Origin of the sequence: Myceligenerans xiligouense (assembly GCF_003814695.1) — a bacterium.
Classification (GTDB): Bacteria; Actinomycetota; Actinomycetes; order Actinomycetales; family Cellulomonadaceae; genus Myceligenerans; species Myceligenerans xiligouense.
This window is the reverse complement of record NZ_RKQZ01000001.1, coordinates 4,219,202-4,233,812: the sequence shown is the minus strand read 5'-3', so window position 1 is coordinate 4,233,812 and position 14,611 is coordinate 4,219,202. Positions and strand designations below refer to the sequence as shown.

12 protein-coding genes are annotated in these 14,611 nt (G+C 72.3%); 4 read left to right on the top strand and 8 right to left on the bottom strand.

The genetic code is table 11. The features are described 5' to 3' along the window. Positions 1-22 precede the first annotated feature (22 nt). Together EDD34_RS18525 and EDD34_RS18520 are read right to left on the bottom strand one after the other, a co-directional pair. A complete protein-coding gene (locus EDD34_RS18525) occupies positions 23-835 on the bottom strand; it encodes a MerR family transcriptional regulator (RefSeq protein ID WP_123815877.1) in 813 nt (270 codons plus the stop codon). A 98-nt stretch (positions 836-933) separates the two neighbouring features. Then, on the bottom strand, positions 934-2,280 hold the full coding sequence (locus EDD34_RS18520; RefSeq protein ID WP_123815876.1) for an NAD(P)/FAD-dependent oxidoreductase: 1,347 nt from the start codon (positions 2,278-2,280) through the stop codon (positions 934-936). A 173-nt stretch (positions 2,281-2,453) separates the two neighbouring features. On the opposite strand from EDD34_RS18520, the gene EDD34_RS18515 reads away from it, so the two are divergent. Both EDD34_RS18515 and EDD34_RS18510 read left to right on the top strand, forming a co-directional pair. Continuing rightward, positions 2,454-3,704, top strand: a complete 1,251-nt coding sequence (locus EDD34_RS18515; protein WP_281277772.1) for an NAD(P)/FAD-dependent oxidoreductase — start codon at positions 2,454-2,456, stop codon at positions 3,702-3,704. Positions 3,705-3,765: 61 nt separating this feature from the next. Next, positions 3,766-4,503: a ThuA domain-containing protein gene (locus EDD34_RS18510; protein ID WP_123815875.1), complete on the top strand. Its 738-nt coding sequence runs from the start codon at positions 3,766-3,768 to the stop codon at positions 4,501-4,503. A 36-nt stretch (positions 4,504-4,539) separates the two neighbouring features. Here the strand turns inward: EDD34_RS18510 and EDD34_RS18505 are convergent, their stop codons facing one another. From EDD34_RS18505 to EDD34_RS18495, 3 genes are all read right to left on the bottom strand, one after another. After that, positions 4,540-5,496: a DUF808 domain-containing protein gene (locus EDD34_RS18505; RefSeq protein WP_123815874.1), complete on the bottom strand. Its 957-nt coding sequence runs from the start codon at positions 5,494-5,496 to the stop codon at positions 4,540-4,542. 158 nt (positions 5,497-5,654) lie between these two features. After that, positions 5,655-6,104, bottom strand: a complete 450-nt coding sequence (locus EDD34_RS18500; RefSeq protein WP_123816654.1) for a tRNA (cytidine(34)-2'-O)-methyltransferase — start codon at positions 6,102-6,104, stop codon at positions 5,655-5,657. Positions 6,105-6,452: 348 nt separating this feature from the next. Then, positions 6,453-8,393, bottom strand: coding sequence for a phosphoenolpyruvate carboxykinase (GTP) (locus tag EDD34_RS18495; RefSeq protein ID WP_123815873.1), 1,941 nt, complete (start codon positions 8,391-8,393; stop codon positions 6,453-6,455). Positions 8,394-8,608: 215 nt separating this feature from the next. On the opposite strand from EDD34_RS18495, the gene EDD34_RS18490 reads away from it, so the two are divergent. Next, a complete protein-coding gene (locus EDD34_RS18490) occupies positions 8,609-10,078 on the top strand; it encodes an XRE family transcriptional regulator (RefSeq protein ID WP_123816653.1) in 1,470 nt (489 codons plus the stop codon). 69 nt (positions 10,079-10,147) lie between these two features. After that, entirely contained in the window at positions 10,148-10,867 is a 720-nt protein-coding gene (locus EDD34_RS18485) for a hypothetical protein (RefSeq protein ID WP_123815872.1), read from the top strand. A 21-nt stretch (positions 10,868-10,888) separates the two neighbouring features. Here EDD34_RS18485 and EDD34_RS18480 read toward each other — a convergent pair whose 3' ends face one another. The 3 genes from EDD34_RS18480 to EDD34_RS18470 form a co-directional block, all read right to left on the bottom strand. Beyond that, the gene (locus EDD34_RS18480; protein ID WP_123815871.1) at positions 10,889-12,400 is read right to left on the bottom strand and encodes an SLC13 family permease; all 1,512 of its coding nucleotides are present in this window, start codon (positions 12,398-12,400) and stop codon (positions 10,889-10,891) included. A 112-nt stretch (positions 12,401-12,512) separates the two neighbouring features. Then, positions 12,513-13,883: an alpha/beta fold hydrolase gene (locus EDD34_RS18475; RefSeq protein ID WP_123815870.1), complete on the bottom strand. Its 1,371-nt coding sequence runs from the start codon at positions 13,881-13,883 to the stop codon at positions 12,513-12,515. Positions 13,884-13,959: 76 nt separating this feature from the next. Further along, the gene (locus EDD34_RS18470; protein ID WP_425462366.1) at positions 13,960-14,598 is read right to left on the bottom strand and encodes an amino-acid N-acetyltransferase; all 639 of its coding nucleotides are present in this window, start codon (positions 14,596-14,598) and stop codon (positions 13,960-13,962) included. Positions 14,599-14,611 lie beyond the last annotated feature (13 nt).

The window sequence follows — 14,611 nt, the reverse complement described above, 5'->3', positions numbered from 1 at the left end:
CCGCGCCGGCGTGCCCGCGGGACTAGCCTCGCGTCACCGGCTGCTGGAGCTCCGTGACCCAGTCCGACTGGTCCTCGCGGTCCGCCCGGATGTACAGCTCCCGGCAGGGGGCCGACGGCTTCCAGCCGCGCTCCGCCATCTCCGCGTGGAGGGCCAGCCACGTGTCCTTGACCCCCTGCATCGGTCCGAGGTGCACCGTGCAGGCGGCGTCGGGCACGGCGGGCAGCTCGACGATGTCGAAGCCGTCGAGCGCCTCGCCGTCGTAGGCGTAGCCGACGACGGCCTTGGTCCCGCCCTCGACCTCCTCGTACATGGCGATCGGCCGCTCGAGCTTCCCCCGGCCGTGCTCCGCGGTCAGGGTCTTGCCGATCTCCTCGAAGGCCGGCCCCACGACGCCGGGGAGCTCCGTCTGCTGCACCGGAACCGTGATGGTGCGCGCCGCCAGGCGGACCGCCGGCAGGTCCTTGGTGATGATCTCGATACTGGACATGGTCTTCTCCTTCTCGATGAAGCGGAGCCGCCGTTCCACGTCGGAGAGCCGGACGGTGGCCAGCGCGTGCTCCCGGTCCAGTTCCGCCCGGCGTCGCCGGAGCAGCGTGGCGAGCTGGCGCGTCTCGATACCTTCGGCGAGGATCGCCGAGATGTCCTCGAGACCGAACCCGAGCTGGCGCAGGGCCACGATCCGGTGCAGGCGGGGGAGCTGGGACGGGTCGTACGACCGGCTTCCGTTGAACTCGTCGATGTGTGCGGGCGTGAGCAGACCGGACTGGTCCCAGTGCCGCAGCATGCGATGGGTCACCTGACCGATCTGCGCGAACGCTCCGATGGACAACACAGATCCAGTTCTCCCGCCTGACATTGTGTGAGGGCCAAGCCATAGTGCCGCCGATGCCGCGCGTGCGCATCGCAAGGCAGGTCAGGAGGGTGCGGAAGTCAGCGGAGCACCGTCCCGCGCACCGCGGCTCGCAGCACGTGGCTCAGGCTGACGGACCCCTCGTCGAACATCATCGACGTCACGGTCTCCATGGCCGACTGGTCCCGCCCCACCGAGCCGATCGTGAACCGGGCCCACCCGGGTGACCGCATGAGGCGCTGTCCCAGGCCGCAGGTGCGGTGGTGGCGGGCGAACCGTCGCGTGAACGCGTGCTCGAACCCGCGCAGCGCACGCAGGCCCGCCGTGCCGCGCAGCGCGGCGTCGCCCCCGGCCGTGCGGGCCGCCGCGAGGTGCTCCGCGAGCTGCACCCCCGCGGCCATCCCGTAGAAGATGCCCTCGCCGGACAGCGCGTTGATCGTCGCCGCGGCGTCGCCGATCAGCACGGCGGGGTAAGGACGGGCCGTCATCGCCTGCCGCGCTCCCGCGTGCGGAAGCTGGTGCGTGGCCGGGTCGCCGACGTCGGACACGGCGAAGCCCCGCCGCCGCAGGTCGGCGACGTAGACGTCGAACAGCTCGCCGAGCCTCCGGTCCCGGGCGGACAGCAGGTCCACGGGGATGCCGATCCCGATGTTGGCCCGGTCGTCCGGCAGCGGGAACACCCACCCGTAGGCGGGCAGCAGGTCGTCGATGAAGTCGAAACGGAGGGTGTCGTGCAGCACCAGGTCGGGGTGCTTCACCGTGGCGTAGGCCCGCGTCGCGATGATCGTGTGCTTCTTCGCCGGGCGTTCGATCCCGAGCGCGCGCCGCACGGCGGAGTAGGCGCCGTCGGCACCGACCACGAGGTCGTAGGGCTCGGCGGTGGTGCGACCGCCCTGATGGAGGTGGACGACGGCGGTCGCGGCGCCGCTGTCCGGCGCGTCCGGTGGGCGCGTGCCCGGGCCGGCCGCGCCGTCGTCCGCGGCCGTGCGGCGGAGACCGTCGGACACCTCGATCCCCTGGAAGGTGACGCCCTCGCGCAGCGTCGCCCCGGCGGCGACGGCGGCGTCCTTCAGGGCCTCGTCCAGGTCGAGGCGGGGAATGACGTGGCCGCGGAAGTCGCCGTGCGCGATCGTCGAGTCCTCGATGGCGGCGGACGCGCCGCCGGGACCGGTGATGGCCACCCGCGTCGGCGTGTGGAACCGCGCGAAGACGTCGCTGAGGCCCAGGCCCTCCAGGATCTTCCGCGCGCCGGGTCCCATGCCGTCGCCGCACGTCTTGTCCCGCGGAAAGGTGGCCTTGTCGACGAGGACGACCTCGGCGTCGGGCAGCTCGCGGCGCAGCGCGACCGCGGCGATCGCGCCGGCCGGGCCGGCGCCGACGACGAGAATCCGGAGGGGCTGCCGCCCGTTGACGATGCTGCTGCTCATCGCCTGTGACCCTACCCCGCCTCGGGCGGTTCGGTGGGGGATGCCCGGCTCCGCCCGGCGGCCCGCCTTCACACCCGTGGTGCGCGAACTGTGAAACCGGGGCGGAGCATGGGACCATCGAGGCACTCGACGACGAGGGGCCCGCCGTCGCCGAATCGTTCCGAGGAGTTCCCGTGCACGTACCCGCCCCGCCTGAGTCCGCGATCATCGTCGGCGCCGGGATGGTCGGCCTCGCCACCGCCTGGCACCTGCAGGAACGCGGCGTGGACGTGACCGTCCTGGACCGCACCGGCGTCGCCGCGGGGTCCTCCTGGGGCAACGCCGGCTGGCTCACTCCCGGTATGGCGATGCCGCTCGCCGATCCCTCGCTGTGGACCTACGGTCCGCGCGCACTGCTCGACCCGGACGCCGCCCTGTCCGTCCCGTTCCGCTGGGACGCCGGCCTGTGGGCGTTCCTCGCCCGGTTCATGCGTCACGCCACGCCGGGCGCCTGGCGGCGTGCCATGGACGCGCTCACCCCGATCGACCAGGTGGCCCTCGACGCGTACGACGAACTGGTCGCGGAGGGCGTCCACGCCGACACCCGGCCGTCGCGCTGGGTGGTCGGCTTCGAGCACGAGAAGCAGGTCGCCCCGTTCGCCCACGAGCTCGACGGCGTCGCGGCCGCCGGCCAGGACGTCCCGTTGCGGCGCGTGCCCGACGGCGGCCCCCACCTCTCCCCGGCGGTCACCTCCGTCTGGGAGCTGGGCGGGCAGCGGTTCATCGAGCCCGGGCCGTTCGTGCAGGCCCTGGCCGGCGCCGTGATCGCACGCGGCGCGAAGATCGTCGCGGACGCGCCGGTGACCGGAGTCCGGCCGGCCCGGGCGGGCGAGCGCCTCGGAGCCCGCGTGACCGTCGCCGACCACGACGAGATGGCCGCGGACGTCGCCGTGCTCGCGACCGGTGCCTGGCTGCCGCAGCTGGCGCGGCGGTTCGGCGTCCGGACCCGCGTGCAGGCCGGCCGCGGCTACTCCTTCACGGTCCCGGTCGAGGGCGAGCCGATCGACCACCCGATCTACTTCCCGGCGCGGCGCGTGGCCTGCACCCCGTACCAGGGCCGGCTGCGCGTGGCGGGCACCATGGAGTTCCGCGGCCCGGACGAGCCGCTGCGGCAGCGGCGCATCGACGCGATCGCGAACTCCGTGCGCGGCCTGCTCCGGGGCGTGGACCTGGACGACCGGAAGGACACCTGGGTGGGCTCGCGCCCCGTCACCCCGGACGGTCTGCCCCTGGTCGGGGCGACGGCTGCCCCCGGCGTGTTCGTGGCGGGCGGGCACGGGATGTGGGGCATGGTGCTGGGCCCGGCGACCGGCCGCGCGCTGGCGGCGCAGATCATGACGGGCAGGGTCCCGGAGGAGATCAGGGCTTTCGACCCGCTGCGGTAGGCCGGCTCGGCGACGTGCGGCGCCACAGCTCCGGACGGCCGCGGCGTGGGAGGATCGGCGCGTGACGAAGCGCATTCTTGTCCTGGCCGGTCGTGGGCGGTACGAGGATCCCTGGCACGACCACGCGGCCACCTCGCACGAGGTGGCCGGGATCCTCGGTGGACCGGGCGCGGCGGGGCGCGGCGACGTCGTCGTCCAGGTACGTTCCACCTGGCGCGACGCGCTGGACGACCTGGACGACGTCGGGCTACTGGTGCTCAACTCCGGCCATGGGCGGCCCGATGCCGAGTTCGACGGGTCCGACGGCGAGTGGGCGGCGTTCCACGAACGGCTCGCGGCGTGGGCACGTTCCGGCGGGGCGGTCCTCGCGCTGCACCAGGCGGCGAACACCTTCGCCGACGCGCCGGGCTTCGAGGCGATCCTCGGCGGGCGCTGGATCCCCGGCGTCTCGATGCATCCGCCGATCGGTGAAGCGGTGTTCGACGTCGTCCCCGGGCACCCCGTCACCGACGGGCTCGGCAACGCCCTGGGTGGTGCCGGCGTGATCGACGCGTACGACGAGCGGTACTGCCATCTCGTGGTGGCCGAGTCCTCACGAGTCCTCCTGACGACACACGGTCCGGCCGAGCCCGGCTTCGGGGCCGACGACGACGGCGGCCGCGTGCACGGTGTGGCCTGGGCCCACGACGCCCACGGCGGGCGCACCGTCTACTCCGGCCTGGGCCACGACGTTCGCTCCTACGGCTCGGCGGCCCACCGCTCCTTCCTCCGCTCGGCGGCTGCGTGGCTCCTCGGGTGACCTGATCTCGACCGACCACACCCACCCGGTGGTTGCTCAGCTGTGCTCGGCGGGCGCCGGCTTCTTCGCCCCGCGGCGCGGGATCAGGTGCATGACCCCGACGACGATCCCGCCCACCACCAGGCCCAGGATCGCCGAGCAGAGGGTGTTGAAGAGCCACGCGAGGACCGCGCCCACAGCCGGGACGGCGTGGTGAATGGCCCCCTCGACGCCGTGCACCCAGCCGTAGAGGGCGTGCCAACCGAGTTCGTCGAGGCCCACCAGCAGGATGTGCCCGCCGACCCACAGCATCGCGACCGTGCCGATGACGGAGATCCCGGCGAGCAGCTTCGGCATGCCGTCCACCAGGGCCCGGCCGAACCTCCGGCTCGCGGGCGACTCCCGCTGCGCCAGGACGAGCCCGACGTCGTCCATCTTCACGATGAGCGCGACCACGCCGTAGACGACGATCGTGATGACGATCGCCACCACGACCAGGGCCCCGAGCCGGAACCAGAAGCTCGAGTCCGCGACCTCGTTGAGGGCGATGACCATGATCTCCGCCGAGAGGATCAGGTCTGTGCGGATGGCGCCCGAGACCACCGTCTTCTCGGACTCCTCGCCCTTGACCGCGGCCGGTACGTCGTGGCCCTCGTGCTTGTGGAACCAGCCGAGGATCTTCTCGGTGCCCTCGAACGCGAGATACGTGCCGCCGAGCATGAGGATCGGCGTGAGCGCCCAGGGTGCCCACACCGAGAGGATCAGGGCGATCGGCAGGATGATCAGCAGCTTGTTGCGGATCGAGCCGACGGCGATCTTCTTGACGATCGGGAGCTCGCGCTTGGCGGCGACGCCGTGCACGTACTGCGGGGTCACGGCGGTGTCGTCGATGACCACGCCCGCCGCCTTGGCGGTGGCCTTGCCGGCGGCGGCGCCGACGTCGTCGATCGACGCGGCGGCGAGGCGGGCGAGGGCGGCGACGTCGTCCAGCAGGCCCAGGAGACCGGCGCTCACCGGATCGTCTCCGGTGAGCGGGGGGTGGGGTGCGCAGCGAGCATGGCCAGCAGCCTACGGGAAGCGCCCCGGGACGAGACCTGAGATCCGGAGTCTCCACAGGGCCTTCTCGCCGAAGGCTGCTGCGACGCTCCCCTCAAGAGGCGCCTCGCCGAGGCCTACGGAGCGGCGAAGTCGCGCTGGCGCCAGGCCTCGTAGACGGCGATCGACGCCGCGTTCGTCAGGTTCAGGGAGCGCCGGCCCGGCAGCATCGGGATCGTGACGGGGCCGGTGACGCGCGGGTGCGCGAGGACGTCGTCGGGCAGGCCCGTGGGCTCCGGGCCGAACAGCAGGATGTCGTCCGGGCGGTACTCGACGTCGGTGTAGCGGGTGGTGGCGCGGGTCGTGAAGGCGAAGACACGGGACGTCGGCAGGGCGTCGAGCGCGGCGTCGAAGGACGGGTGTACGTCCATCACGGCGAGGTCGTGGTAGTCGAGGCCCGCCCGCTTCAGCTTGGCCTCGGACAGGTCGAAACCGAGCGGCTCGATCAGGTGCAGCCGCGCGCCCGTCACCGCGGCGAGCCGGATCGCCGAGCCGGTGTTCCCCGGGATGCGGGGCTCGAAGTACATGACGTGGGCGAGCGGGGTGGCGGGAGGTTCGGCGTCGGGCACGCACCGATTCTCCCAGGCCGCACGGGCCGCGTGCCGCGGCGAGACGGGCGGCGCACGTCCCGGCGGGCCGCGGCGAGACGAAAATGTCGAGGCGGTAGGTCCTTGTGGGACCTACCGCCTCGCTGCCCCATGCGGGGTAACCCGACCGTTCTGCCTCAATTTCCCGGCCGGGAGTCTCGTGGCTCCGTCAGCACCGCGCGCGACCACGCCATTTCGGCGACCACGCCATATCGCTCGGTGGGAGCGCGACCACCCATCAATATGGCGTGGTCGCCACAATGGCGTGGTCGGCGCCGGCCGAGAGCCTCAGCCGTCCAGGCGGTCGCGGAGGTTCGCGAGCTGCTTGCGCAGCGCCGCCGGCACGTGGTCGCCGAACTGGTCGAAGAACTCCTCGGTCAGGTCGGTCTCGGTGAGCCACGGCCCGGCCTGCACCTCGAACAGCGCCGCGAGCTCCTCGGGCCCGAGGTCGAGCCCGTCGGTGTTCAGCGTGCCGGGGGCCGGCACGCGGCCGACGGCGGACGCCACCGACCTGTCCTCACTCTCGCCACGCGTCGCCTCGACCTGGCCCGCGATCCACTCGATGACCCGCGAGTTCTCGCCGAAGCCCGGCCAGATGAACGAGCCGTCGGCGTCCTTGCGGAACCAGTTGACCTGGAAGATCAGCGGCCGCCGCGTGCGGTCCACCGCGTCGCCCACGGACAGCCAGTGCGCCCAGTGGTCGGCCATGTTGTAGCCGCAGAACGGCATCATGGCGAACGGGTCACGGCGCAGCTCGCCGACGGTGCCCTCCGCGGCCGCGGTGCGCTCCGAGGAGATCGTGGCGCCCAGGAACACGCCGTGCTCCCAGCCGAGGGACTGGGTCACCAGCGGCACGTTCGACGCGCGGCGGCCACCGAAGATGATCGCGTCCACCGGCACGCCGGCCGGGTCCTCCCAGGTGTCGGCGATCGTGGGGCACTGCGCCGCCGCGACCGTGAAACGCGAGTTCGGGTGGGCGGCCGGCTCCTCGGAGTCCGGCGTCCAGTCGCGCCCCCGCCAGTCGGTCAGGTGGTCGGGCGGGGTGTCGGTGAGGCCCTCCCACCACACGTCGCCGTCGTCGGTCAGGGCGACGTTGGTGAAGATCGTGTCGTGGTCGAACGTGCGGACCGCCACCGGGTTCGTGCCCTCACCGGTGCCGGGCGCGACGCCGAAGAAGCCCGCCTCCGGATTGATCGCGCGCAGCGAGCCGTCCGGGCCGGGGCGCATCCACACGATGTCGTCGCCGAGCGTCTCGACCTTCCAGCCGGGGATCGTGGGCTGGAGCATCGCCAGGTTCGTCTTGCCGCAGGCGCTGGGGAACGCGGCCGCCAGGTGGAACCGCTTGCCCGCGGGCGACGTCGCGCGGATCAACAGCATGTGCTCGGCGAGCCAGCCCTCGTCGCGCGCCATCGCGGAGGCGATCCGCAGCGCGAAGCACTTCTTGCCGAGCAGGGCGTTACCGCCGTAGCCCGACCCGTAGGACCAGATCTCGCGGGTCTCCGGGAAGTGCACGATGTACTTGGTGTCGTTGCAGGGCCACGGAACATCATCGGCTCGCCCGCCGTCGTCGTCGACCAGCGGCGCGCCGACCGAGTGCACGGCCGGGACCCACTGCTGCCCGCCGTCGATCAGGTCGAGGATCCGCGCCGATACGCGCGTCATGACGTGCATGGAGACGACCACGTACGGCGAGTCCGTGATCTCGATCCCCACCTGGGAGATCGGGCCGCCCACGGGCCCCATCGAGAACGGCACCACGTACATGGTGCGCCCCCGCATGGACCCGGCGAAGACGCCGTTCAGCTCCGAGCGCATCGCGTCGGGCGCGACCCAGTTGTTGGTGGGGCCGGCGTCCTCCTCCTTCCGGGAGCAGATGAAGGTGCGCGACTCGACGCGGGCCACGTCCGCCGGGTTCGAGCGGGCGAGGTAGGAACCGGGGCGCTTGTCCTCGTTCAGCTTGGTGAGGGTGCCGGCCGCGAGCATCTGGTCGATGAGCCGCTGTTTCTCCTCGGCGGACCCGTCGCACCAGACGATCTCGTCGGGCTGGGTGAGTTCGGCGACGTCCTCGACCCAGCCGCGGACGTCGAGGGTGTGTCCGGGCGTGCCCGGGTTCTCGGGCACTGCTGCCTGGGGAGACGCGCCGGCGCCGAAGGACGCGCCGGCCTCGGAGGTCTCCGAGACGAGCTCGGCGACGAGTCGGGTCCGACGAGGATTGGCGAGGAACGACATGGTGGCTCCCATCTGCAACAAGTGGCTGGGTTTCCACTCTCGCGCGGATCGGACTCGTATTTCCATGCCGAGGGCTGTGAAGATCGGCCGATCTTTACATATGCTGAAGCGACGAGTTCCTGTGCTCGTGATCTGGCACACAGTCCGCACCGGTGCGGCGAAAGGAAGGCGACCACGTGGGAGACCGAGGGGCGAGGCGGCCGGCGACGGCCGCCCTGCCGGACACGAACAGCACCACCGGGACGGCCGACGACGGGGCCGACCTCATCACGCTCGGGCGGCGGGTCCGGCACGCGCGGACCGCTGCCGGTCTCACGCTGGACCGCCTGGGCGAGCGGGTGGACGCCGCGCCGAGCCTGCTGAGCCTCATCGAGAACGGACGCAGGGAGCCCAAGCTCTCCTTGCTGCGCTCGATCGCCGCCGCACTCGGCCTGCCCCTGAACGAGTTGCTCGACCCGGCGCCGCCGTCGCGCCGTGCCGCGCTGGAGATCGCGCTCGACCGTGCCCAGCGCGGGCCGATCTTCGCGGGGCTCGGGCTCCCGGCGGTCAAGCCGTCGCAGAAACTGGCGACACCGGTGCTGGAGCAGCTCGTCGGCCTGCACGACGAGCTCGCCCGCAGGGCCGAGGAGGCGATCGCCACGCCCGAGGAGGCGCGGCGCGCCAACACGGAGCTGCGGCTCGAACGTCAGGCGCGGGACAACTACTACCCGCAGTTCGAGCAGCTCGCGGAGGACCTCGTGCGGAGCGCCGGCTACACGGGCGGCGCGCTCACGCACCGCACCGTCGTGGTCCTGGCCGAGCGGCTCGGGTTCACGATCCTGCACGTGAACGACATGCCCCGGTCGGCCCGCAGCGTGACCGACCTGCGCAACGGCCGGATCTACCTGCCCCCGGCCTCGGTCCCCGGGGGCCACGGGCTGCGTTCGCTGGCGTTGCAGGCGATCGCGCACCGGGTGCTGGAGCACGAGCGCCCGCGCTCCTACGCGGAGTTCCTGCGGCAGCGGGTGGAGATCACCTACTTCGCGGCGGCCTGCCTGGTGCCGCAGTCCGCCGCGGTGCCGTTCCTGGAGGAGCGCAAACGTGAGCGCGACCTCGCGGTCGAGGACTTCCGGGACGCGTTCGGGGTCACCCACGAGGCCGCGGCGATGCGCCTGACCAACCTGGCCACGGTGAAGCTCGGCATCCCGCTCCACTTCCTGCGCGTGGGGGACGACGGCGCCCTGTTCCGCGGCTACGAGAACGACGGCCTGCGGTTCCCGCAGGACCCCACGGGTGCGATCGAGGGGCAGCTCATCTGCCGGCGCTGGGCGTCGCGCGAGGCGTTCGACCGCCGCGACGTGGCGACCGAGTACTACCAGTACACCGACACGCCGACCGGGACGTACTGGTGCTCCACGCAGACCGGGTCGGGCGACACCGGCGCGTTCTCCATCACGGTGGGGGTGCCGTACGCGCACGCGAAGTGGTTCCGCGGGCGGGACACGCGGGTGCGGAAGGTGTCCACCTGCCCGGACCCGGCGTGCTGCTCCCGCCCGGCGCCGGAACTGGCCGAACGCTGGTCCGGCGCGGCCTGGCCGTCGGCGCGGATGCACCAGCAGGTGCTCGCGGCGCTGCCGAGGGGCGCCTTCCCGGGGGTGGACGACGCCGAGGTGTACGCGTTCCTGGACCGGCACGCACCGGACTGAGACGACGTGTCGACCGGGACAGGTAGTTTTGCGCCCGTGGCTACCAATCTTGCGTGTGTCGGACTGGATGTGAGGACCCGGAGCGGTTTCCGGGATCTCGTCCACGGGGTGATCCCCGAGGCGAAGGTGATCGCCGAGGAGCGGGACGCGACGCTGTACGTCTGGACGGACGCCACGGGGGCACGGCTGATCATCACCACCGAGGGTGATCTGGTGCGGGCGGTGACGACGTCGTACGCGGGACCGCTCGGGGCACGCCTCGCGGACGTGCGCGCGGCCGACGGCGGCCTCGCCATCGCGGAGATCGTGGACGCCGACGACGACGTTCTCGCGGGCGTGGCCTGCGAGCTCGAGGAGCTTCAGCTCCTGGGCGACGCCGAGGACGTGCCCGCCGCGGACGCGTGCCTCGTGGGGCTCGGGCGCTCGGTGGAGGTGTTTGACGGGCCGGAGGAGTTCCTGGCGTCCGACGCCAGCCGGATGACCTTCGCGGGCGAGAGCGCCGACGACGAGACGGGTGAGCCGATGCGCTTCGAGCCGGAGTCGTTCAGCCCGGACGGCGCGTTCACCATGCAGGTCGACGCCGTGGCCCGCGTCAACGGAACGGTGCTCGACGTGACACGGCACGAGGTGGAGCGCACCGGCCAGGCGTTCACGGCCGCCCAGGTCCGCACCGGCGGGTTCGAGGTGACCCTGTGCGTGCCGACGGGCGAGCCGGACCTGGCACCGGGCCAGGTGGTCGCGGCGAACACGTACCTGGTGGCGTCGGTGCCGAGCCTGCTGGTCGCGTGACGGCCCGGCCCGGGTGGCAGGTCAGACGAGGATCGTGATCACCAGGGTGTAGATCGTCGCCATGATGAGCACGACACCGGCGACGTTCAGGAGGGCTCCGCCCTTGACCATCTGGCCGATGGTGATCTGACCCGAGCCGAACACGATCGCGTTCGGCGGGGTCGCCACCGGCAGCATGAACGCCATCGTCGCGGCGAGTGCCGTCGGGACCAGGAGCATCAGCGGCTCGATCGAGAGGCCGCCGGCCACGCCGGCCATGACCGGCAGGAACGTCGCCGTCGTCGCCGTGTTCGAGGTCAGCTCGGTCAGGAAGATGACCAGGACGATCACGGCCAGCACGATCACCCAGACCGGAATCCCCGCCATCCCCGCGACCCGCTGGCCGATCCACTCCGACAGGCCCGTCTGCCCGAACTGCGCGGACAGCGCCAGCCCGCCGCCGAACAGCAGGAGGATGCCCCAGGGAAGCTCCTTCGTGGCGGACCAGTCGAGGGTGCGCTGCCCGTCCCGGGTGGCAGGGATGAGGAAGAGCGCCAGGGCGGCGGCGACGGCGACCATGGCGTCGTCGTAGGTGTCGATCCACGGGTTGGCCGCGACGAAGGACGCGGACTGCCCGAGCGCTCCGAACACGACCCAGGCGGTGGCCGCCGCGGCGAACACGGCGGTCACCGTCCACTCCCCGCGGCTCATCCGGCCCAGGCCGGCGACCTCGTCCCGGAGCAGCTGCCGTTCCTCGCCGATGTCCCGGGACGAGGGACGGAACGCGACGCGGGTCAGGACGAGCCACGCCACGACGAGGAACACCGCGGCCAGCGGAAGGCCCACCAGCATCCACTCGGCGAACCCGATCGAGATGCCGTACTCCTCCTGCACGAAGCCCCTCAGCAGCGTGTTGGGCGGGGTGCCGATGAGCGTGGAGACGGAGCCGATCGACGCGGCGTAGGCGATGCCGAGCAGCAGCGCGGTGGTGAGGTTCTTGTCCGGCTCGCGGGCGTTGACCAGGGCGAGAACGGCCAGGCCGACCGGGAACATCATCACCGCCGTCGCGGTGTTGCTGACCCACATCGACACGAGGGCGGTCGCGAGCATGAACCCGCCCACGAGCGCGACGGGATTCGTGCCGACCCGCGAGACGATGTTCAGCGCGAACCTGCGGTGCAGGTTCCAGCGCTGCATCCCGAGGCCGATCACGAAGCCGCCCATGAACAGCCAGATGATCGGGTTCGCGTACGGTGCGACGGCGGCCGCCATCCCGACCGTGCCGCCCTCGTCGGACGCGAAGTCCTCCAGGAAGGGGAACGCGACCATCGGGACGAGCGCGGTGGCGGCGAGCGGGATCGCCTCGGTCATCCACCACACCGCCATGAGCGCGGCGACCGCCGCGACGAACCGCGCGGAGGAGTTCAGGTCGCCGGGCAGGATCAGGTAGACGAGTGCGCCGAGCACGGCTCCGGCCGCCAGGCCGATGACGCGCCGCCGTCGGGTCGCGGCGGTGGGTGGCGCCTCGCTGGGGATGGTGGCTGTGGTCGACATGCGGACCTCCCGGTGTTGACCCGCCGTCGGGCCAGGAACAAATCGTGCCATTGCCACCATAATGGTGTGAGTCGCATCACACCAGGGCAAGGGCACCAGTGCGCGAGGGCGGTCAGCGCAGCGGGCCGCCTCGGGCGTCCAGGCGGGCCAGGAGGGTGGCGAACGTGTTGCCGACGCGGAGGCCGTCGTGCTCGAACTCGTTCGTCACCCAGGCTTCCGTGTTGCCGACATGGTCGGCCGTCGCCAGGGAGAAGCCCGCGTCCACGAACATGTCGTCGTGGTAGACGGCGGCCTCGACCGGGATGTCGTTCGCGGCCAGCCGGTCGACGTCGTACAGGTCTCCCCAGTCCTCCCAGGCGGCGAGGGCGTCGGCCGCGGCGGCGAACGGGCGGAGCGCCGCGATCTCCGAGAACATCCAGGGGTAGATCATCTCGCCCGTGAGCAGCAGCGGGCGCGCGCCCTCGGCGAACGCCGGATCCGCGTCTCGGACCGACTGCGCCGCCCACGCCGTGGGGCCCGTGTGGGACTGCGCGTAGATCGACTCGTGCAGCACCGCGTACAAGGGCCGGCCCACGAAGTCCGTCGCCGCGGCGACCGACGCCAGGAACGTGTCGGTGAGGTCGGCGTCGGGTGCGCCCGCCGGGGCGGCGGACGCCCGGATGTCCGACGCCTTCCTGCCCTCCCCGCCGCGACCGCCGTCGTCGGTGGGTCCGTCGAACGCCTCGTCGAGGATCCAGTGGACGCGCTCGAAGCCCTGGCCCATGCCGAAGTCCATGCCCAGGCTCCGTAGTCGGGCGACGCTGAGCGGGGAGCCGTCCGGCAGCGCGGCGTCTCCGGCGGCGATCCGGTCGGCGATGCGTCCGAGCAGGTCCGCGGCATGCGGGTACCGCCCGCGGAACCGCGCGTTCTTGCCGGCGACGCGCGGCTGCGTGCGTTCGTAGACCTCGCGGGCCGACGCCGTCAGGCTGGGCAGGCCGCCCGTCACCAGGCTCGCGTTCACGCCCTCGGGCGCCAGCGACAGGTACGTCATGGTGATGAACCCGCCGTACGACTGGCCGAGGGTGGTCCAGCGCCTGCCCTCGTAGACCGAGTCGCGGATGTACTCGGCGTCGCGGACGATGCTGTCCGCGCGGAAGTGCGTGAGGTACTCCGCCTGGGCGTCCGCGTCGCCGAGAGCGTTCAGCGCCGCGGCGCGGACCGCCGTCGACCGGCCCGTTCCGCGCTGGTCGAGCAGCACGACGCGGAAGCGCTCCAGCGCCGAGCCGACCCAGCCTTCCGGGCCGGTCGGGCGCGGTCCCTTGCCGCCGGGGCCGCCCTGCAGGAAGACGAGGAGCGGGAGATCGTCGTGCCGCTTGGCGGGGTCGACGAGCTCGCGCACGAAGACCGTGAGCGTGCGGCCGTCGTCAGGGTCGGACCAGTCGAGCGGAACCGCGACGGTGCGGTCGGTGACATGGACGCCGGGCAGGGTGTAGCTGATGGGCACGGCTCCAGATTACGGCCCACGATGTGCCCGGCACCGCGAAGCGTCGGCGCGTGCCGGGTGGGTTGGCCCGGCGCCGTCACAGCTCCAGCAGCATGCGGGAGTTGCCCAGGGTGTTCGGCTTGACCCGCGCCAGGTCGAGGAACTCGGCGACGCCGTCGTCGTGCGAGCGCAGGAGCTCCGCGTAGACGTCCGGGCTCACCGGGGTGCTGTCGATCTCCTCGAAGCCGTGCTTGCGGAAGAACTCCACCTCGAACGTCAGGCAGAAGACACGGCGCAGGCCGAGACCGCGTGCCCGGTCGAGCAGCGCCTCCACGAGCTGGTGCCCCACCCGCCGCCCGCGGGCGGCCGGGTCGACGGCCAGCGTGCGCACCTCCGCGAGGTCCTCCCACATGACGTGCAAGGCACCGCAGCCGACGACGGCGGACGCGGGGGTGGGGGCGGTCCCCGTCACGCCGGAGCGCTCGGGGATCCTGACGTCGGCGGCGCGGGCAGCGACGCCGGCCACGGACGTGACGGCACCTTCAGGGCCGTCCGTGGCGCGACCGCCGTCCTCCACGGAATCCTCCGCGACCAGGAACTCCTGGACCGCCTCGTAGTACCCGACCCACTCCTTGGCCAACAGGATCCGCTCCTGGGCGTACGGCTCCACGAGGGCACGGATCGCCCGGACGTCGGCAGGCCTGGCGGGCCTGATGTTCACGGTCACGCCGCCCACAGTACGCGCGCTC

What these genes read in the sequence shown, in the direction of transcription:
- EDD34_RS18520 (WP_123815876.1), bottom strand. Translation starts at nt 2,280, where the DNA reads ATGAGCAGCAGCATCGTCAACGGGCGGCAGCCCCTCCGGATTCTCGTC.
- EDD34_RS18500 (WP_123816654.1), bottom strand. Translation starts at nt 6,104, where the DNA reads ATGTACTTCGAGCCCCGCATCCCGGGGAACACCGGCTCGGCGATCCGG.
- EDD34_RS18495 (WP_123815873.1), bottom strand. Translation starts at nt 8,393, where the DNA reads ATGTCGTTCCTCGCCAATCCTCGTCGGACCCGACTCGTCGCCGAGCTC.
- EDD34_RS18480 (WP_123815871.1), bottom strand. Translation starts at nt 12,400, where the DNA reads ATGTCGACCACAGCCACCATCCCCAGCGAGGCGCCACCCACCGCCGCG.